Origin of the sequence: Lysinibacillus telephonicus (genome assembly GCF_003966145.1) — a bacterium.
GTDB classification, from domain to species: domain Bacteria; phylum Bacillota; class Bacilli; order Bacillales_A; family Planococcaceae; genus Ureibacillus; species Ureibacillus telephonicus.
Genome location: NZ_RXNR01000009.1, coordinates 72,527 through 92,691 on the forward strand (window position 1 = coordinate 72,527; position 20,165 = coordinate 92,691).

At 36.4% G+C, this 20,165-nt stretch carries 17 protein-coding genes and 1 riboswitch; of the genes, 14 read left to right on the forward strand and 3 right to left on the reverse strand.

The features are described 5' to 3' along the window. Nucleotides 1-36 precede the first annotated feature (36 nt). The gene (locus tag EKG35_RS04730) at nucleotides 37-2,094 is read right to left on the reverse strand and encodes a transglycosylase domain-containing protein (protein ID WP_126293246.1); all 2,058 of its coding nucleotides are present in this window, start codon (nucleotides 2,092-2,094) and stop codon (nucleotides 37-39) included. A 326-nt stretch (nucleotides 2,095-2,420) separates the two neighbouring features. Here EKG35_RS04730 and speB point away from each other — a divergent pair, with 326 nt between their 5' ends. From speB to EKG35_RS04800, 14 genes are all read left to right on the forward strand, one after another. Then, nucleotides 2,421-3,293 (forward strand): agmatinase, encoded by an 873-nt coding sequence (gene speB / locus EKG35_RS04735; protein WP_126293248.1) that lies wholly within the window; start codon nucleotides 2,421-2,423, stop codon nucleotides 3,291-3,293. A gap of 363 nt (nucleotides 3,294-3,656) precedes the next feature. Continuing rightward, the gene (locus tag EKG35_RS04740) at nucleotides 3,657-4,097 is read left to right on the forward strand and encodes a YwiB family protein (protein ID WP_126293250.1); all 441 of its coding nucleotides are present in this window, start codon (nucleotides 3,657-3,659) and stop codon (nucleotides 4,095-4,097) included. Beyond that, nucleotides 4,094-5,761: an arginine--tRNA ligase gene (gene argS, locus EKG35_RS04745; protein WP_126293252.1), complete on the forward strand. Its 1,668-nt coding sequence runs from the start codon at nucleotides 4,094-4,096 to the stop codon at nucleotides 5,759-5,761. The genes EKG35_RS04740 and argS overlap by 4 nt, the downstream gene beginning before the upstream one ends. Before the next feature lie 640 nt (nucleotides 5,762-6,401). After that, nucleotides 6,402-6,785 carry a MerR family transcriptional regulator gene (locus EKG35_RS04750; RefSeq protein WP_126293254.1) on the forward strand — a complete coding sequence of 128 codons (384 nt, stop codon included), beginning with the start codon at nucleotides 6,402-6,404 and terminating at the stop codon, nucleotides 6,783-6,785. Beyond that, a complete protein-coding gene (locus EKG35_RS04755) occupies nucleotides 6,785-8,287 on the forward strand; it encodes a class I adenylate-forming enzyme family protein (RefSeq protein WP_126293256.1) in 1,503 nt (500 codons plus the stop codon). The genes EKG35_RS04750 and EKG35_RS04755 overlap by 1 nt, the downstream gene beginning before the upstream one ends. Beyond that, nucleotides 8,288-9,955 carry an acyl-CoA dehydrogenase family protein gene (locus EKG35_RS04760; RefSeq protein ID WP_126293258.1) on the forward strand — a complete coding sequence of 556 codons (1,668 nt, stop codon included), beginning with the start codon at nucleotides 8,288-8,290 and terminating at the stop codon, nucleotides 9,953-9,955. A gap of 253 nt (nucleotides 9,956-10,208) precedes the next feature. Beyond that, on the forward strand, nucleotides 10,209-11,411 hold the full coding sequence (locus EKG35_RS04765) for an acyl-CoA dehydrogenase family protein (protein WP_185807643.1): 1,203 nt from the start codon (nucleotides 10,209-10,211) through the stop codon (nucleotides 11,409-11,411). A gap of 5 nt (nucleotides 11,412-11,416) precedes the next feature. Next, a complete protein-coding gene (locus tag EKG35_RS04770; protein WP_126293262.1) occupies nucleotides 11,417-12,298 on the forward strand; it encodes a transporter substrate-binding domain-containing protein in 882 nt (293 codons plus the stop codon). 65 nt (nucleotides 12,299-12,363) lie between these two features. Next, nucleotides 12,364-13,074, forward strand: a complete 711-nt coding sequence (locus tag EKG35_RS04775; RefSeq protein ID WP_126293264.1) for an amino acid ABC transporter permease — start codon at nucleotides 12,364-12,366, stop codon at nucleotides 13,072-13,074. A gap of 12 nt (nucleotides 13,075-13,086) precedes the next feature. Further along, nucleotides 13,087-13,800: an amino acid ABC transporter permease gene (locus EKG35_RS04780; protein WP_126293266.1), complete on the forward strand. Its 714-nt coding sequence runs from the start codon at nucleotides 13,087-13,089 to the stop codon at nucleotides 13,798-13,800. 13 nt (nucleotides 13,801-13,813) lie between these two features. Continuing rightward, entirely contained in the window at nucleotides 13,814-14,569 is a 756-nt protein-coding gene (locus tag EKG35_RS04785; protein ID WP_126293268.1) for an amino acid ABC transporter ATP-binding protein, read from the forward strand. A gap of 196 nt (nucleotides 14,570-14,765) precedes the next feature. Then, nucleotides 14,766-14,946, forward strand: a riboswitch (cobalamin riboswitch). A 217-nt stretch (nucleotides 14,947-15,163) separates the two neighbouring features. Continuing rightward, nucleotides 15,164-16,102, forward strand: coding sequence for a FecCD family ABC transporter permease (locus EKG35_RS04790; RefSeq protein WP_126293283.1), 939 nt, complete (start codon nucleotides 15,164-15,166; stop codon nucleotides 16,100-16,102). Nucleotides 16,103-16,107: 5 nt separating this feature from the next. Further along, nucleotides 16,108-17,568 carry an adenosylcobinamide amidohydrolase gene (locus EKG35_RS04795; protein ID WP_126293270.1) on the forward strand — a complete coding sequence of 487 codons (1,461 nt, stop codon included), beginning with the start codon at nucleotides 16,108-16,110 and terminating at the stop codon, nucleotides 17,566-17,568. A 3-nt stretch (nucleotides 17,569-17,571) separates the two neighbouring features. Continuing rightward, a complete protein-coding gene (locus tag EKG35_RS04800; protein WP_126293272.1) occupies nucleotides 17,572-18,132 on the forward strand; it encodes a cob(I)yrinic acid a,c-diamide adenosyltransferase in 561 nt (186 codons plus the stop codon). 107 nt (nucleotides 18,133-18,239) lie between these two features. On the opposite strand, the gene EKG35_RS04805 is transcribed toward EKG35_RS04800, so the two are convergent. Together EKG35_RS04805 and EKG35_RS04810 are read right to left on the reverse strand one after the other, a co-directional pair. Then, nucleotides 18,240-18,776 carry an HXXEE domain-containing protein gene (locus tag EKG35_RS04805; RefSeq protein ID WP_126293274.1) on the reverse strand — a complete coding sequence of 179 codons (537 nt, stop codon included), beginning with the start codon at nucleotides 18,774-18,776 and terminating at the stop codon, nucleotides 18,240-18,242. Nucleotides 18,777-19,595: 819 nt separating this feature from the next. Next, the coding region (locus tag EKG35_RS04810) for a transposase (protein WP_148103498.1) at nucleotides 19,596-20,165 on the reverse strand (570 nt) is incomplete at its 5' end.

Below are 20,165 nucleotides of genomic sequence, written 5' to 3' on the forward strand. Positions count from 1 at the left end.
CTAAGAGAAAGCTTTTTTATATTTTGCAATACTATTTTAGTTTAAAAAGTTTTTAAATGCTTCAAATGGGAATAAATCTAAGAAATTATTCCATGAATCAGTATCAAACAATTCTGTTGATGAGCATTTTTCAGTTGGTACATCTTCTTTTTTTACATAAATAAGACGTTGCTTTGGACAAGCATCTGTCGCAAGCTTGCCTGTTTCTATGTCAATGACAACACCTTCAACACCTTCTGGAGCTTCAAAGGTTTCATTTGGTTTTCCCTCATTAATTGCTTCCATAAAGTCAATCCAAACTTGTTTTGATGCAGCCATGTCTTCTTGTACAGAAAGGGTTTTTCCTTGATCATAACCATTCCATACACCTGCTGTAATACTTGGAGTAAAACCTAATATCCACTGATCGCTAACAGTTGTCCCTGATTTTGCAGCATACGTATGAGTCATACGTGGGCGAAGAGATACACCTGTTGCTGGAGAGTAGTCACTATATACTGGATCGAAAATGCCTGTTAACATATCGGTTAAAATAAAAGCATCTTCTTCTGAGATAACTTGCTTCTCTTCAGGTTTTTTATATTCATATACTATTTCGCCATTGGCATCTTCTATAGAAAGAATTGTTGTTGCCTGACGTTGTTTACCTTGTGCAGCAATTGTATTATATGCATTTGTTAAATCATAAAGTGATGTTTCGATTGTACCAAGAGCAATCGATGGGTTATTAGCTTTTGAATAATTTAAATTAAATCGTTCTAACATATCCCGAAATGGTTCATAACCAATTTTCTCCAACGTTTTAACGGCATAAATATTGTCTGAGATTGCAATTGCTTGTGCCAGCGACATTTCACCATCAGCATATTGTCCGTTTACATTTTGTGGTTTATATGTTGCTCGTCCATTGTCATACGTAAAAATTGTTTCTCCAACATTTAAATACGTTAGAGGAGAAAAGCCGTTTTCTAATGCTGCAGCGTAAAGAAATGGTTTAATAGACGAACCAGGTTGTCGAGCCGCTTGTGTTACTCGGTTAAATGAGCTTTTTTCATAATCTCTCCCGCCAACTAATGCAGTGACATGGCCTGTTTCAACATCCATACTTACTAAACCTGCTTGTAAGTCGCTATCTGGCATATTATTTTCAATAGCCTGTTCCGCAGCCTGTTGATGAGCTTGGTTTAATGTTGTTTTAATAACCCAACCGCCTTCACGAATATTTTTATTTTCCTTTTTTAAAATTTGTTCGGCTTCTTGCCAAACAGCATCTAAAAAGTAAGGGGCGACGGACTTTGCTGCAGTCCATTGTTCATTTTTTAAAACTATTTTTTCCGAGATGGCACGTTCTTTTTCTTCTGATGAGATATACTCTTGATCTTCCATTAAGCCTAATATAGTTTTTTGTCGGTTAGTTGATTTTTCATAATTATTAATAGGAGAATAAATACTCGGACCTTTTGGAATACCCGCCAATAGAGCAGACTCAGCTAATGTCAAATCGCTTGCTGATTTTCCAAAATAATACCGGCTTGCTGCTTCCACACCGTACATGCCGTGGCCATAATTCACGGTGTTTAAATAGCCTTCTAAAATTTCATCTTTATTGTAAAAAGTTTCTAATCTGTATGCGTAAAATGATTCTTGTATTTTTCTTGTCCATGTTTTATCTAAAGATAGGTAGAGGTTGCGTGCAAGCTGCATTGTTATTGTACTTGCTCCCTCAGCCATACTTTGGGTTTTTAAATCTGTTAATAATGCACTCGCAATACGAGAAAAGTCAAAACCATTATGTTTATAGTAGTCTTTATCCTCTACCGCGACGGTTGCATCGATTAAATAAGGCGATATTTCATCCAAATCAACCCAATATCTACGTTCGGCTGTAAAATAATCACCGATTCGATTTCCACTACTATCTAAAAACACGGATGCTTTCGTCACAGTTAAAGGTGGGGCACCGGCAATTTGGGCGTACAGCCGAATTCCCATAAGTGACACAGCTACTGCACTAATAAGAGCGACAGTAATGAAAACTGTATGCTTTATCCATTTTTGCCGTTTCTTTTTTCGTCTATAGCTTTGCCTACTCATCCGTATTCACCTCATTTTCTTATTAAATATAGTATGGACTTGAACTTTCCGCTTTAATCGATTTTATACATAAAAAAACTGTTGCACTTTGTCTAAAAACATCTATACTTTTTTCCTGTATGTATAAAACTATACGAAAAATGTCGAAATAAGGTTTCGAAACCTAACTTAATCCGAATTTTCAGGCAGTAATTCACTATTGGACTTTCGAAAATTCCAAGTTTATTTGGTAATATGTGAATGTAAATGTTTGAATTGTCCCGAAAACTTCGAGGCATAAATTCACAAATGAAATGATTAAAATTTGAAAATAGCAGGTGAAGTAAATGAGATTTGATGAAACATACTCAGGCAACGTATTTATTAAAAGTCATCCAAATTATGAGGAATCTAAGGCAGTACTTTATGGAATGCCAATGGACTGGACAGTAAGCTATCGTCCAGGTTCGCGTTTTGGTCCCGCACGTATCCGTGAAGTATCCATCGGGTTAGAGGAGTATAGCCCATATTTAGATCGTGAGCTAGATGATGTGAAATTTTTTGATGCTGGAGATATCCCGCTGCCATTTGGAAACGCGCAGAAATCACTAGATGAAATTGAGAAATTCGTTAAAAGACTTTTAGCTGATGGTAAAATTCCAGTAGGGATGGGTGGGGAACATTTAGTTTCTTGGCCTGTTATGAAAGCTGTTTATGAAAAATATAACGATTTAGCAATTATCCATTTCGATGCTCATACAGATTTACGTACTGAATATGAAGGGGAACCACTTTCACACTCAACTCCAATTCGTAAAATTGCTGAGCACATCGGTCCAAACAATGTGTATTCATTCGGTATTCGTTCTGGAATGAAGGAAGAATTTGATTGGGCACGCGAGAACGGTATGCACATTTCAAAATTTGAAGTATTAGAGCCGTTAAAAGAAGTGCTGCCAACTTTAGCAGGGCGCAATGTTTACGTAACAATTGATATTGATGTATTAGACCCAGCACATGCACCAGGTACAGGTACAGTTGATTGCGGCGGCATTACATCAAAAGAATTACTAGCTTCAATCCACGCAATTGCGGGCAGCGATGTCAACGTAGTAGGCTTTGACTTAGTAGAAGTAGCCCCAATATACGACCCAAGCGAAATGACAGCAAACACAGCTTCTAAATTATTAAGAGAAATGATTCTTGGCTGGGTAAAATAATGCGTTAGAAAGATTTATTTTATAGTTCTGCGGCGAAAGCGAAGCGCCAGCCACAAACACAGCTTCTAAATTATTAAGAGAAATGATTCTTGGCTGGGTAAAATAATCCGTTAGAAAGATTTAACCCTTGTTATGAGCGGGTTTAAGAGTTTTATGAGCGGAATTCTGAGATATATGAGCGATTTTTCACACTTTATGTGCGAATTTCACCAGTTTATGTGCGAAACAAAACAAAGAGCATGGAAAACTTGTTAAAAGTGTTCCATGCTCTTTTTTTCAAAAAGTTCAACCTTGATAAAAACACGAGATTCGTCCTATAATGATAAGGTTATAGTAATGTAAGGCGAGGAGTTGACCATTGGAATGAGTGAAGTTGAAAAAAACGTAAAAATAAAGTTAAACTCAACGATCCTGCCGGCAGATGGAGAATCCGAAACTTATGAATTGTGGTTAAGTGGAACTTATATTGAAAAATCGGGCAAAACATATTTACGATATGAAGAAGCAATCGATGAAAATAAGATTCGTACGACTGTTAAAATGGATAACGAAAATGCCCTTATTTTACGAAGTGGTGGAGTAAAGATGCGGCTTCCTTTTAATACACTTCAAAAAGAAGGCGGGCACTATGAAACACAATATGGAACGCTGCCTATCGTTACACAGACGCATCAATTAACCCATGAACATAATGAACAAAGCGTGATAAATGGTAAATTTCATGTCCAGTATGACCTTATTATTAGTGGTCAATCTGTTGGTAAATATACGTTGGAAATTCAATATTCGGAGGGACAAAAATGAACGCAGTAGAGCAATTGCAACAATCCATTAAGCAGCTTCTAGCAGCTGCAGTTGAAAAATCGGGCTTAGTAGAAGAAGGTGCACAATATAACATCCACCTTGAAACTCCAAAAGATAAGGCGAATGGCGACTTTGCAACAAACCTGGCTATGCAATTAACAAAGTTAGCAAAGAAACCACCTCGTGCTATCGCGGAAAGCATTTTAGAAAACCTTGAAACTGAAGGTACAGAAATTGAAAAAATCGAAATTGCTGGACCTGGCTTCATTAACATTACAGTTCGTAAAGACTTCCTGGCTGATGTTATTAAGGCTGTTAAAGAGCAAGGTGATAACTATGGACGTTCAAATGCAGGGAACGGTGAAAAAGTTCAAGTAGAGTTTGTTTCTGCAAATCCAACAGGTGACCTTCACTTAGGACATGCTCGTGGTGCCGCATTTGGGGATTCTTTATGTAATGTTTTGGACTTTGCTGGTTTCGATGTATCCCGCGAATATTATATTAACGATGCTGGAAATCAAATTAACAATCTTGCTTACTCATTAGAAGCACGCTACAAACAAGCATTAGGTTTGGATGCACAAATGCCAGAAGATGGCTACCATGGTCAAGATATTATCGACATTGCCGGAAAATTAGTAGAGCAATTTGGTAATTCCATTTTAGAAAAATCAGATGAAGAACGTTTCGAATTTTTCCGCGAACATGGTTTAAAGCTTGAGTTAGAAAAACTAAAAAATGACTTAGCAAACTTCCGCGTGAACTTTGACGTTTGGTATTCAGAAACTTCTTTATACAAAAACGGCAAAATTGATGTAGCATTAAATAAATTAAAAGCAAACGGTCATGTTTTTGAAGAAGAGGGAGCTACATGGTTCCGTTCAACAACATTCGGCGACGATAAAGATCGTGTTCTAGTTAAATCTGACGGTTCATTTACTTATTTAACTCCTGATATTGCTTACCATGAAGATAAAATCAATCGTGGTTTCGAAAAACTAATTAATATTTGGGGTGCTGACCACCACGGATACATTCCTCGTATGAAAGCGGCAATCCAAGCGCTTGGCTACGATCGTGATAAACTTGAAGTTGAAGTAATCCAAATGGTTCAGCTTTATAAAAACGGCGAGAAATACAAAATGAGTAAACGTACAGGTAACGCGGTTACAATGCGTGAGTTGGTAGAAGAAGTAGGGTTAGATGCAGTACGTTACTACTTCGTTAAAACTGCTTGTGATTCACACATGGACTTTGATTTAGATTTAGCAGTATCTCAATCAAACGAAAACCCTGTTTACTATGCACAATATGCTCATGCTCGTATTTGCTCAATTCTTCGTTCAGCAGAGGAACAAGGATTTAGTGCATCTTTAGATAATTTAAATCTTTTAACAGCTGAGAAAGAAGAGGATGTACTGAAAAAAGTTGGGGCGTTCCCACAAGTAGTAGCAGAAGCTGCGAATCATCGTACACCTCACCGCATTGCGAATTACATTCAAGAATTAGCTGCTGCTTTCCACAGCTTCTACAATGCGGAAAAAGTAATCAACCCAGATAATAAAGAACTAACAGAAGCACGCCTTTCACTAATTAACACAGTACGTGTAACATTAGCGAATGCCCTACGTTTAATAGGAGTAGCTGCACCTGAGAAAATGTAATTACTTAGCAAGTAATAAAAATAAAAGGTATTCTGTAGCGAAAGGCGAAGCCGACAGCTACAAACGCCCTACGTTTAATAGGCGTAGCTGCACCTGAGAAAATGTAATTACTTAACAAGTAATAAAAATAAAAAGTATTCTGTAGCGAAAGGCGAAGCCGACAGCTACAAACGCCCTACGTTTAATAGGCGTAGCTGCACCTGAGAAAATGTAATTACTTAACAAGTAATAAAAATAAAAAGTATTCTGTAGCGAAAGGCGAAGCCGACAGCTACAAACGCTCTATGTTTAATGGACATAGCTGCACCTAAGAAAATGTAATAACAAATATCCCCTAGTAATACAGGGCTTTCAGAGTGAAGACAAAGCAAATTGACTTTGTCTTCACTCTTTTTTCATTTTATAAACAGTTAAAAGCAACTAGCCAGACTGCCTCGTATCGCGGTAGCAGCAATACAACTTAATATGGAAGCCCTGAGTAAAAGAACTTTTAAAAAAATCCTAGGTACATAGACAATTCTATATTTATTGAGAACATATAACTCTATTTAATGTATAGAAAATTCTAATAATGTCATAATTTCTGTTGAAGTTTACGTTAACGTCAATGCTATACTGATAAAAAAGAAGAGGTGATCAGATGAAGACGATAAAGGAGGTTGCTAAGCAGTTCAATGTTTCAACTAGGACGCTTAGATACTATGAAGAAATTGGTCTGCTTCATCCAAGTCGCTCGATATCAAATCAACGAACCTTTTCAAAAAAAGAAATTGCAAAATTGAAACTCATCCTTAGAGGCAAAAAATTTGGTTTTTCTCTTGAAGAAATAAAGGAGATGGTGCTGCTTTTCGATGTTGATCGTACAGGGATTCAACAACTGGAACGTACAGTCAACTACGGCGAGCAAAAAATGAAAGAAATTGATGAAAAAATCGCTGAGCTTACTCAAATGAAAAATGAATTACAGCAACTGTATACGATGTTTAGCGAAAAATTAACGAGATTAAAAGGGGAAGATACTTGATGAATAGTTCAAATTTATTAGCAAGAAATGCCCGAAAATATCCAATGAATGAAGCAGTAATTTGTAATGGTAGACGAACTACGTATAAAGAGCTGGATGATCAAGTAACAAGATTAAGCAATGCTTTAATATCAAAAGGAATTAAACAAGAAGATAAAGTCGTTCTTTTTATGCCGAATGTTTTGGAATTTATCGTTAGTTATTTTGCTGTTCAACGAATCGGAGCAATTGTTGTGCCAGTAAATGCAAAGTTCACACTGTCTGAAGTTGAATACGTTGCACAACATGCAGAAGCAAGTGCAATTATTGCTCATGAAGCAATCTTTTCATCAGTCGAAAAAATTTCAACTATACCATTAAAAATTAAAACAGGCCCGGCAAAAGAAGAATGGTTAAGCTATGAGGAACTTATTGAAAGCGCTGACAATACACAGATTAATTGTTTACTAAATGAAGATGACCTTTCTACAATTCTTTACACATCCGGAACAACAGGCAAGCCAAAAGGGGTGCTTTTTAGCTATCGAAATATATTGGCTGTTGCACAAATGATTGCTATTGAAATGGAAGTAAAACCTGAAAGCCGTATTCTACTTATGATGCCATTAACACATTCTGCTCCATTACACCTATTCCTAATGTCTGGCATTCTAGTAGGTGCAACAAATGTATTAACCCCAACGTTTACACCAGATTTATTCATTACTTCAGTTGAAAATGAAAAAACAACACACTTCTTTGGTGCACCAGTTGCCTACTTAGCCACTGCTTCACATCCTAGACTTCAAACAGCAGACCTCTCTTCAATGAAATGGTGGATATATGGTGGTGCGCCACTTTCTGAAAAGGAAGTTCACTATATACAACATGCATTTAAAACAGAAAACTTAACATGTGTATACGGATTAACAGAAGCGGGTCCAAGCGGGGCGTTAATGTTTGGTTATGAACATGCTGGGAAGGCAGGAAGTGTTGGTAAAAGAGCTCCATTTGGTACAGAACTGCGCATAGTAAATGAAGATGGCAAAGACGTTGCAGTAGGGGAAATTGGAGAAATTGTTTTGTATGGGGAAGGGAACATGATAGGTTATTACAAAGACCCTGAAGCAACTAAAGCTGCGTTTATTGACGGATGGGTGAAAACAGGAGATTTAGCTCGATTTGATGAGGATGGCTATATTTGGATTGTGGACCGTAAAAAAGATGTCATTATTTCCGGAGGAGTTAATATCTATCCTAAGGAAATTGAAGATCGGATTCTTCAATATGAAGGGATTTTCGAGGTCGCTGTCGTTGGAGTGCCACATGAGGAATGGGGAGAAACTGTTAAGGCGATTTTTGCAGCAAAAACATCGATTGATAAAGAGGCATTAAAACAATATTTATCTGAACATCTAGCAAAATATAAAGTGCCGCGAATTTATGAGCAGGTGGAAGCATTACCGCGCAATGCAGCTGGGAAAATCTTGAAACAACAATTAAAACAGCAGGTGGTGAACTAAATGAAAGTTTTACAATCAACCAACGCTAAGGAAACAAACTTTTTTTCCAACAATGAAACACTTCATAAAATATTGGAGGAAATGTTAGACAAAGAGTTTCTTGATTTTGCAAAAAGAGAATTAAACGATTTCGGTGAGCTTGTAGCTGGTGAAATTGATGAACGGGCAAAACATACAGATCGAGAAGGAGAACCCCGTTTAAAACGTTATAACAAATATGGTGACGAAGTATCTGAGATTTGGGTAAATGAAGGCTACAAAAAAACCATTCAACAGACCTATAATACTGGAATTGTTGGGTATGTTCATAAAGAAATACCCCAGCTTGGTAGAAAGGGAAACTATATTTATAGTTTTGCACAAGGATATTTGTTATCGCATGCTGAGCCTGGTTTTTATTGCCCCGTTACTTTGACAATGGCAACAGCCTACTTGCTTGACCATTATGCTGATGAGGAACTTAAGAATCGTTTTTTACCACATGTTTGTTCAACAGGAGAAGTGGAATTGTTTGAGGGTGCCACTTTCTTAACAGAGCGTCAAGGTGGTTCAGACGTTGGTGCCAATGTCGTTGAAGCACGTTTTGACGGAAAACATTATCGTTTGTACGGTGAGAAATACTTTGCTTCAAATGCGGGGATGTGCGGGGTGGCAATGGTGTTGGCACGCAGACAGGATGCTGGGCCAGGAACAAAAGGATTAACGCTGTTTGCAGTTCCCTGGAAAAATGAAAACGGGACAGTTAATGGTCTTCGTATTCGTCGTTTAAAAGATAAGCTCGGTGTTCGTGCAGTCCCGTCAGGAGAAGTTGAATTCGATGGAGCGCTTGCTTACGTAGTGGGAGATCCAAACAAAGGAATTTATTATATGCTGGAGGCTTTGAATCTATCGAGAATTTGCAATGCAATTGCATCAGTTGGAATAATGAACCGTGCTTACTTGGAAGCAAAGTATTATTTATCAAATCGAACTGCATTTGGAGAAGTGTTAACGAATTATCCTATGATTCAAGATTCATTGGCGAAGTTTGCTGCAAAAGTTCACGTAGAAGTGGCTACTACGTTTGACTTAATAAAATTGTACGATGAAGTTACAGCTGGAAATGGTACGAATAAAGAAATGATTTTAAATCGCCTTAACATCGCAATTATGAAAAAGGAAACTGCAGAACAGGCAGTAAAATTTGCGAGTGAGGCAATTGAACTTCACGGGGGCAATGGTTATATAGAGGATTTTGTAACACCTCGTCTTCTTCGAGATGCACAAGTTTTAACTGTTTGGGAAGGAACTGCGAATATTTTAGCGCTAGAGGTCATTCGTTTATTTAACAAATATAATGCATATAGTCTATTTATAGAAGAAATGAAATCTCGCTTGCAAGAAGTTGCAAAAACAGGTTTAAAAGAAATTGTAGTTGAACAATTAAAAACTTTAGAAGAACAGTTGCACGTATTTATTACTCTAGACGATGCAATGCAAACATTTGAGGCTAAAAAAATAGCAGAGAAAATGGCTTTATTATACGAAAGTGTTGTTGCAGTAGAATGGGCTGATAAATATAGTGGGAAATATGAAAAACTAGCAGAAATTTATTTAGAAGAAGCTTGGAAGCTACGCAACATAGGAGACCCAATGAAAACTGTCCAATATTTCCATGATGTTATTTAGATTTTGACAAAATATTAATTGAAAAAATTACAAGAAGAAGACCAAGAATGCTGTTAAATCAACATTCTTGGTTTTTAATTTTTCCTTCTTAATTTAAAAGTATTAATTCCTATAAAAAAACTTCGAATAACCTATTGACTATTGAAAAGTCAGAAAGTAAAATCAATTCTATCGGTTAGCCGATTTTTCAAAGTGAATAAGTAGGAATTGATTATACATAGTTGGATAGTTTGCCTGAAAAGGAGGATGTATTGTGAAAGATTTATTTATAAAAACAGAGCAGCAGCGTATTTGGCTTGAAAAGTTAGCTAGCCTAGAGGAAACATTTAAAACCAATGCACAAGAAATTGATGAGCAATCATCATTTCCCCATGAACATATTAACGAACTGCGCAAAATCGGATATACAAAATTAACCTTGCCGAAAGAACTTGGTGGAGAAGGGTTTAATTTATATGAGGCAATTGCTCTTCAAGAAACTTTAGGAAGCTACGATGGAAGTACGGGATTGGCAACTGCTTGGACATTACTAACAGTAGGTGAACTATTCGAAAATAAGTATTGGGAGCCTTCGAAATTAACTGACTTTGCTAGTAAAGTCAAACAGGGTGCAATCATTAACCGTGCTGTAAGTGAAGTAGCAACTGGCAGTCCAATCCGTGGCGGCCGTCCAGGTACAACTGCTAAAAAAACTGGCAGCCAATGGATTATCAATGGTCGAAAAAGCTATACTACAGGCTCTCCTGAACTTGATTATTTTTTAACATCGGCTTGGATTGAGGAAGAAGAAAAAATCGGCTTCTTCTTAATTCATAAAGATACAGAAGGATTATCAATTGATGAAACTTGGGATGTCATTGCAATGCGCGGTACGGGCAGCCATGATCTAGTATTAAATAATGTAGCAGTAGATGAATCAGATTTAGTAGAGCTGCCAAATTACAATACTGGATTTAAATTAAATGGCTGGCTGCTGCTTATACCAGCTACATATTTAGGTATTGCACAAGCAGCGAGAGATTACGCGCTTCAATTTGCCAATACGCATTCACCAAACAGTATTAAAGGAACAATTGCAACATTACCTAATGTGCAGGCTCTTCTTGGTGAAATTGAATTGGAACTTGCTACGGCTCGCTTTGCTTTGTATGGTGCAGCACAAAGCTATGTGGAATTAAAACAAAAAGAAACAGAAGGGCATGAGCTTTCTGTGGAAGAGGGTACTTTAATCCTTAATGCGGTAAACACAGCAAAACATGTTGTAACAAATGCAGCAATCACAGTAGCCGATAAGGCGATGAGAGTAGTCGGTGCAAAGAGCTTGCAGCGTACAAACCCGCTGCAACGTTACTATCGCGATGTACGTGCCGGACTTCATAATCCACCGATGGACGATATTACAATTAAAAAATTAGCTGAAACGGCATTAAAAGAAAATGAAAATAAAGGGAGATAATCAACATGAAATTTAACAAACTATTAAAATTTGCAGCAGTAGGTTTAGCATCAATTTCTATATTAGCTGCATGTGGAGGAAATGAAGAAGATACAACTGCTAACAATGCGAATGGTAGCAGCCAAGATTCTGGTGAAGTTAAAAAAGTTAAAGTAGCATATGCAATTGGAACGAAGCCAATTTCATACCAAGATGAAAATGGTGAAGCAGCTGGTTACGATGTGGATGCTATGAGACTAGTTGACGAAAAATTAGAAGATTATGAATTTGAGTTTATTGGTACAACGGATGATGATTTATTAATCGGTGTTGAACAAGGTAAATATGATGTAGGGATTAAAAATGTATGGTACACGGATGAACGTGCAAAAAAATACATTTTCCCAAAAGAATTCCTAGGTTTAAGTAGTACTGGTTTGGCTTTGAAAAAGGAAAATGAAAACATTAAAAATCTATCAGATTTTGCAGCGGCAAACTTAGAATTAGCACCAATTGCAGCTAATAACGCTCAATACACGATTGTTGCAGAATACAACGAAGCAAATCCAGATAATCAAGTAAAACTAGTAGCAGGCGATGAATTTAATGTTGATCAGGTTCAATGGGTGAACGAAGGTCGTGCTGATGGGGCAATTTACCTTGAAGCTCAATACAATGCCCAAATTTTAGACGAAAATGGACCTTACCATAATTTAATAAACGACGTTATTTATAACGAATTTATTGTTATTAAAACTTGGCCATTATTTAACAAAGAACAGCAAGAATTTTCTGATGCTTACGATAAAGCAATGGCGGAAATTAAACAAACTGATGAACTAAATAAATTAATGGAAAAACATTATGGTAGAGATTTATTTGAAGTGTTAGAAACTGTTGAACGATAAGTGAACATGAGGCTGTCGGGTGTAAACCTTGCAGCCTCACTTTTTTAGGAAAGTGGTGAACAAAAGTGGAAAAATACTTTGATATTAGTTATCTGTGGAATGCGATACCTAATTTACTACCGTATTTAAAAATTACATTTTTAGTTGCAGGGCTCGCTGTTCTATTCGGGACATTACTTGGCTTAGCACTGGCCTTTGCGAAAATTGGGAAAAGCAAAGTTTTACGTTCTTTAGCGAACGGATATACAACTGTTATGCGTTGTACACCTTCCATTGTTCTATTATTCCTTGTGTATTACGGAGTACCTTTTCTTGCAGACTCGCTTTTTCATGTTAATTTACAAGACATAAATACAGGAGTTTTTGTTGTTACAACGTTTTCTCTACAATTTTCGGCTATGATGTCTGAAGTCATTCGTTCCGCCATCCAGTCAATCCATAAAGGACAATACGAGGCAGCAGTAAGTGTTGGATTAACACCATTTCAAGCTTATCGACGAATTATTTTCCCACAAGCATTTGTTGTTGCACTGCCAAACTTTGGGAATGGATTAATAGCAATTTTACAAGAGGGTGCTTTAGCATACACAATTGGCTTTATTGATATTGTTGGTAAGGCAAATTTAATTATTGCAAGTAACCTTAATTCACATGCATTAGAAATCTATATTGCCCTTGCAGTTATTTATTGGGTTCTCTCTATAACAATAGAAAAAGTTTTCGAGAAATTAGAAAAGCTATTCAGTAAAGGATCTCGTTCACTAAAAGCATCATAGGAGGTGGATATTATGGAATCAAGTTTAAATATACCTTTTCTAATAGATACATTTTGGGTTGCATTAAGCGGAGTGCCAGTTGCCCTTCTTGTAACAGTGGTTGCAATGGCGATTGCAGTACCAATCGGTTTCTTCCTTGCATTAACTCGCATTAATAAAATTCCTGTTTTAAATCAAATTGCGAAGGTGTACGTTTCTTTTGTCCGTGGAACGCCAATTATTATTCAAATCTTTGTATTATATAGCTTTATACCGATTTTCTTGAACAGTATTTTTACTAAATACAATATTGATTATCCAATTTATGATATCCATCCAATTTGGTATGCGTTTATTATTTTCTCATTCAATACAGCTGCAGTTTTAATTGAAGTTTTCCGTTCTGCATTAGGTACGGTAGATCGCGGTCAATTGGAAGCAGCACATTCTGTTGGGCTTACGACAAAACAAGCTTATGTGAGAATTATTATTCCACAAGCATTAGTCTCCGCGTTGCCAAACTTAACTACAGCTACAGTAAATTTAATTAAAGCAACATCGCTTGGATATGCCATTTCATTGCAAGAAATTACGTTGAAAGCAAAAGTTGAAGCAAATTTAGGTTATAACTACTTAGAAGCATACATTGATATTTTTATCGTTTACTTAATTATTTGTATTGCAGTAGAACAGCTATTTAAGTGGTGGGAAAAACGTTTAAGTCGCTATAAAATGGCTAGCGCTTAAGGAGGCAAAATAAATGTTAGAAATTAAAAATATTCATAAATCGTTCGGTAAAAATGAAATTTTAAAGGGTGTCGACCTGAAGATTGATAAAGGCGATGTAGTCGTTATATTAGGGCCTAGTGGTTCTGGGAAAACGACACTGCTGCGATGCATTAATTTCTTAGAAAGAGCGGACCAGGGGACTGCAAGCTTTGGAGAATTAAATGTTGATTTAAAAACGGCTTCGAAAAAAGACATATTAGCAATCCGTAAGAAAACAGCTTTTGTATTCCAAAACTATAATTTATTTAATAATAAAACAGCCTTGGAAAACGTAGCAGAAGGTCTAATCATAGGTAGAAAAATACCAAAAGCAGAAGCCTATGAAATTTCAAAAAAAGCATTAGATAAAGTAGGCTTGTCTGAGAAATATGACTCATATCCTAGTCAGCTTTCAGGAGGTCAACAGCAGCGTGTAGGCATTGCCCGAGCAGTAGCATTAAACCCTGATATTATCCTTTTTGATGAACCAACATCTGCACTGGATCCAGAGTTGGTAGGAGAAGTGCTTCAGGTTATGAAGGATATTGCAAAGGAAGGTACAACAATGCTAGTTGTCACACATGAGATGGGGTTTGCAAAAGATGTTGCAAACAAGGTCATATTTATGGATGGCGGCAATATTGTAGAAGAAGGAACGCCACATGAAATTTTTGTAACTCCAAAAGAAGAAAGAACCCAACGCTTCTTACGACGTGTATTACCAGGCGAATTTGATTTTGATATTTAATATAAGATTAAATTGAACTGGGATAAAACCTTTAAAAATTAATAAACCGCATGAAATCCAATTTGAAAACCATGATTTCATGCGGTTTTCATTTCAAATGAATAATTTTTAACATATGTCCAGGTTCTCTTATTAGTGTGTGTACTAATTGTTTTCTATAACAATCAATTAAAATAAGATATAATGAGTTAGACCAATTAAATATTCACATAAAGGTTCTTTTCGTCTATATACGGATAAGAATAAAAGGGAAGTCGGTGCAAGTCCGGCGCTGTCCCGCAACTGTAAATGTGAGCGACCCTAATATTTCACTGCTGCAATGGGAAGGAGATCGCAAGAACATAAGCCAGGAGACCTGCCTTTATGTATACCAACTACCCTTACGAGGATAAGGAAGGCTAATTGTATGTATGGTCATACTATATTTAAAATTACCGTCTCTCGTAAAGAGAGACTTTTTATTTTGCATAATTTTTTGGGGGAGCATTTTGCCAATATGATGAAACAAGAAGATGAACAATTAAACGAGGTTATATTGTGAAAAAGAAAACGATTTTTGCATATACTTCCTCTATTTTATTTTTACTATTTAGTATGTGGCTTGGAGTTTCTAATGGTTCAGTAGATGTACCATTATCTGCATTATGGGATAGCTCAACTAATCCAAGTCTCTACAATATATTATGGAGTATTCGAATGCCCCGAGTGTTGTTAGCTGGTTTAGTTGGAGCTTCGCTTGCAATTGCAGGTGCTGCATTTCAAGGATTACTTAAAAATCCTTTGGCTGACCCATATACACTAGGAGTTTCATCGGGAGCATCTGTTGGAGCAGTAGCTACTATCTTTTTTGGCATTTCCATACCAATTATAGGTTCTTTTACATTACCGATTTTCGGGATGCTTGGAGCGCTTTTAACATTAATATTTGTTTTAAGTTTTGCACGCTTAGTAGATCGTTCAATGAAAATGGAAACGCTTATTTTAACTGGTGTTATTTTTAGTTCATTTTTAGGGTCATGTATTTCATTAATGATTGCGCTTACTGGTCAAGAGCTGCGCGAAATTATGGGGTGGCTGCTTGGAAGTGTATCAATGCGCGGGTGGCCCTATGTCACAATGATTGTGCCATTTGTTATAGTAGGCTCAATTATTTTATGGTTAAATCGTCGTGAATTAAACGCAATGATGTACGGTGATGAAAGGGCACAATCACTTGGAGTCAATGTGAAGAGAAGCAAATATGCGATTTTAGCTGGAGGTTCAATGTTAACAGGGGCAGCAGTTGCAGTTTCAGGTACGATTGGCTTCGTTGGGTTAGTTGTTCCTCATATGACAAGGATACTTTGGGGAGCAGACCATCGTCATTTATTAACATTGTCATTTTTAAACGGAGCAAGCCTGTTAATTATTTGTGATTTAATTTCAAGAACAATACTTGCACCAGCAGAACTGCCTATTGGGGTAATTACTGCTTTTATTGGTGCCCCAGTATTTTCATATATTTTTTATAAACAAAGAAGAAGCAGGGGGTGAATTGTATGCTAAAGGCAAACAACATTTCTGGAGGCTATGATACTACCCCAATATTAAAAAATATCTCTTTTTCAGTAAGTAAAGGGAAGTTTCTAGGTATTCTTGGACCGAATGGCTGTGGAAAATCCACGCTGTTAAAAATCATTAGCGGCCTTTTAAAGCCGACCTCTGGAAACGTATTAATAGATGAGGTTGATATTAATAAATATACCTCCCGTCAATTAGCACAAAAAATGACCGTGCTGCCTCAGCTCCATACAGCGGCTTTTTCAAGCACAGTTCGAGAAACAGTAAGCATTGGCCGTTATCCTCATCAATCTGGTTTTTTTTCTAGTTGGTCAAATGAGGATGAACATTCGGTCATGAAGGCGATGGAGCAGACAGCTGTTAAAAAATTCGAGCATACCTTTATAGAGTACTTATCTGGAGGGGAGAAGCAACGTGTTTTTATAGCACAAGCACTTGCGCAAAGTTCAGATTTACTGTTACTCGATGAACCGACAAACCATTTAGACATTGCACATCAGAAGCAAATTTTAGATATGATTCGGAAAGAAGTAACGGATAATGGTTTAACAGTTGTTTCAGTATTTCACGATATTAATTTAGCATCACTTTATTGTGATGAACTACTGTTAATGGAAAAAGGAACTGTAAGAGCATTCGGTGAGCCTCATGAAGTTTTAATTGAACATCAAATTAAAGATGTTTATGAAGCACGAATATCATTACAAGCTCATCCTGAACAGCCAAAACCACAAATGACTATCTTGCCAGATGTGAAAAAGGAGGCAAGTGAAAAGAAGGTTTTAAGAGATCATATCAAAATAAAAGAGGAATATGTTGAATTAAAATTGAATTTTCCTTTAAGGGTGTTGTCATCTGCTGTTCATAACGCTGGTTTAGGATGGTATTCAAACTTTATTAACCGTACCGTTAAAGCAGATTATAATATTGATAAGGTGAAGGAAGAATTTTTACAATATTTACTTGATGAAGGGTTTTCTCCAACGAATACGGTCGGAATGATGACAGCCGTAGATACAAAGAATGCAGTAATTAAACAATACAATGCTTCTTTCGGGGATGTTTTTGTAATTGTAACTGCAGGAATTGGCAACGCTATTGATGTTTCGCAGGCATATAAACATGAAGATTCTTTGCATATCGGAACAATAAATACATGGGTTGTGATTAATGGGAAATTGTCTGATGAAGCATTCGTGCAAGCGATGATGACTGCGACTGAAGCAAAAACGAAAGCTTTGCAGCAGGAAAAAGTGTATGATTTTAGATCAAATTCAATTGCGACAAGTACACCGACAGATAGTTTGTTAGTTGCAGCAACTCAACAAGGGCCGCTAATGCAATATGGCGGACCAATTACAGACGTTGGCAAGGTAATTGGAAGAGGTGTTTTTGAGGCAACTAAAGAGGCAATTCAAATATATCGAAAAGGGGATTAGGATATGAAGCTTTATACAAAAACAGGGGATACTGGGAAAACGAGTTTAATGGGTGGCCGCGTAAGGAAGGATCATTTACGTGTTGAGGCATATGGTACGATAGATGAATTAAACTCTTTTATAGGTAAAGCAGTCAGTGAATTAGATTCAACAGTTTTTCAAGATATTCTAGCGGATTTAGAAACAATCCAGCATGAACTGTTTGATTGCGGCGGCGATTTAGCAAACGTTATGAAAGAGAGAAAGTATAAATTGCAGGAGGCTTCAATTGAAGTTCTTGAAAAACGCATAGATGTATTATCAGATGAAGCACCGCCATTAAAAAGATTTATTTTGCCGGGAGGGACGCCGGCAGCAGCAACCCTCCATATTGCACGTACTGTAACGCGTCGAGCAGAACGTCAAGTGGTTACGTTAATGAATGACATAGAAGATGTCCCTGCAATTGTACAAAAATATTTAAATCGTTTATCTGACTATTTCTTCGCGGCAGCACGTGTAGTAAACTTCCGAATGAACGTTAAAGACATCGAGTATATTCGCAGCGGAGATGTATTTAAGTAATAGAACTGGGCGATTTGCCTACTTTCACTTGAATACTTATACGTGAATAAATATAGATATTTATACTAAACAATCCTAATGAGTATTCAATAGGATTGTTTTTCTTTTTAAATTACCTTTTTTCCAATCGAATGTGCAATTAACAATACTGGAACCATCAACAAAACAAATGGAAGGCATATAAAAATAAAGTTCCATGTAATAATTTCATTCGTTAATAGTGTTCGGAACAAAATGATGCTATATGGAATGAGAAGTATTAACGACGTAAATGCACCGGGAGTATACGCTCTAAGAAATATAGATTGGCCAATATGAATAAATGAATGAAGGAAAAAGGTTAATGTAACTACTACAAAAAAGGCAATATTTCCAAAAGGTCCTCCATTTATATATTGATTTGCCATCATCGTTGAACTGCTGACAAATAAAAAAATGACAAGCACTGCTACAGAGAATTGCGCAGTTGACATTGAAAGCTGATCTATAATTGCGTTTGCCATTTTTCTTGGCAGTTTTTTATTAATAAGCGTTGAATTTTTCTGAAGCCATTTTTCAGCTAGAATGATTTCCTCAAAATCATGAAATATAAAGATAATAATGAAAATCCAAATAATTGTTTGTATATCGAACCAATCATTCATCGCGACACTCCTCAATTAATAAATCTTTCTTTCTTACATTATAATGGATGATTGTAAAAAGGAGGTAAAATAGAAATAGAAATTTTTAGTTACCTCCTGTTTTTTATTAACGGCGTCTAGGCAATTGTTTTTTATTTCAATCTCGTAACATACTTGGCTTTCTTAAATAAGAGAGTCTGTATTCATGGTATAATTTTCCTGATTAATGAAGGGAGTTTATTTGTCAGTTAAAACTAAATCAAAAGTAGAATATTCGAACACTTAGAGAGCGATTCTTTCGTTATCGACTTTGTAAATACTTACATATTCTTATAGATATATGGTTTTCACTCGATAAACTGATTATAAAACCATCTAAGGAGTTCTCACTATGCCACCGTTAATTTCAACCCTATTATTTTACAGCACCACCCTCTATTTCATTTTTTTATTTTTATTTGTGTTTTTTAGAGTTATTGTTTTTAATTTTGCTTTAAAAGATATTAAACGCCCGTTAAGTATCGGATACGATATATCCCTATTTATCTTTACATCCGTTTGGCTATTGAGTTTACACATGAAGGATATGATGTATTACGGCTACGACTCCCCTGCATTATTTATAGCTGCATCGGCTTATGTATTTTCGATTTTCGACTTTATATACAATTTTATTCTCTACAAAAAAATTAAATCCACGAGTCCATAACTCGTGGATTTCAGGTTGTTGACAAAAGACCTTCAGAATGGGCTTATTCTGAAGGTCTTTTGTAATTTTAATAGATTATTGGGTATTTAACCGACTTATTTGGGGTAAAAACACTCTTCGAGTATTATATTTTAGGCCATTTCTGAAGCTTGCCACGTCCAATTAGCAAGCTTTTTTAAATTCATGGCAGCAAAAGTAAGCATCGCCTGCATAGACAATTTTTTAATTCCACGTAGGGTTGTCCATCGCATACCATGCTTTTCTTTTGCATCTGCAAAGACACGTTCAATCGTTTCTTTACGTCTAGCATATATTTGTTTGATATCACTTTGATGACGAAGATGATCCGCTTCCTCTACATGATGTGCCCAAATATGACGTTCAATGATTTTTCTGTGATCCTTACTACTTGTACATTGAGTAAGTAAAGGACAGTTTACACACTGAGTAGGGTTTGATTTATATTGGCGTTTCCCATCTTTAGTCGTTGTCGTATATTTAAGGACTTGCCCTTCCGGGCAAAGATAGCAATCATAATACTCATCATAGACATATTCATGTTTGCGTAAAAATCCATCCTTTGTTTTTGGTCGTGTATAAGGAAGTGCTGGTTGAATATCATGTTCAAATAAGAATTTAGTAATCGCAGGTGTTTTATAAGCAGCATCGGCAGCAACAGCAAGTGGCTTTTTCACTTTTTC

Excerpts from the sequence above, each read along its gene's own strand:
- EKG35_RS04740 (WP_126293250.1), top strand. The coding sequence starts at position 3,657 with ATGAGTGAAGTTGAAAAAAACGTAAAAATAAAGTTAAACTCAACGATC.
- EKG35_RS04790 (WP_126293283.1), top strand. The coding sequence starts at position 15,164 with ATGTGGCTTGGAGTTTCTAATGGTTCAGTAGATGTACCATTATCTGCA.
- argS (WP_126293252.1), top strand. The coding sequence starts at position 4,094 with ATGAACGCAGTAGAGCAATTGCAACAATCCATTAAGCAGCTTCTAGCA.
- EKG35_RS04780 (WP_126293266.1), top strand. The coding sequence starts at position 13,087 with ATGGAATCAAGTTTAAATATACCTTTTCTAATAGATACATTTTGGGTT.
- EKG35_RS04770 (WP_126293262.1), top strand. The coding sequence starts at position 11,417 with ATGAAATTTAACAAACTATTAAAATTTGCAGCAGTAGGTTTAGCATCA.
- EKG35_RS04785 (WP_126293268.1), top strand. The coding sequence starts at position 13,814 with ATGTTAGAAATTAAAAATATTCATAAATCGTTCGGTAAAAATGAAATT.
- EKG35_RS04750 (WP_126293254.1), top strand. The coding sequence starts at position 6,402 with ATGAAGACGATAAAGGAGGTTGCTAAGCAGTTCAATGTTTCAACTAGG.
- EKG35_RS04730 (WP_126293246.1), bottom strand. The coding sequence starts at position 2,094 with ATGAGTAGGCAAAGCTATAGACGAAAAAAGAAACGGCAAAAATGGATA.
- EKG35_RS04800 (WP_126293272.1), top strand. The coding sequence starts at position 17,572 with ATGAAGCTTTATACAAAAACAGGGGATACTGGGAAAACGAGTTTAATG.
- EKG35_RS04795 (WP_126293270.1), top strand. The coding sequence starts at position 16,108 with ATGCTAAAGGCAAACAACATTTCTGGAGGCTATGATACTACCCCAATA.
- EKG35_RS04805 (WP_126293274.1), bottom strand. The coding sequence starts at position 18,776 with ATGAATGATTGGTTCGATATACAAACAATTATTTGGATTTTCATTATT.
- EKG35_RS04760 (WP_126293258.1), top strand. The coding sequence starts at position 8,288 with ATGAAAGTTTTACAATCAACCAACGCTAAGGAAACAAACTTTTTTTCC.
- EKG35_RS04755 (WP_126293256.1), top strand. The coding sequence starts at position 6,785 with ATGAATAGTTCAAATTTATTAGCAAGAAATGCCCGAAAATATCCAATG.
- speB (WP_126293248.1), top strand. The coding sequence starts at position 2,421 with ATGAGATTTGATGAAACATACTCAGGCAACGTATTTATTAAAAGTCAT.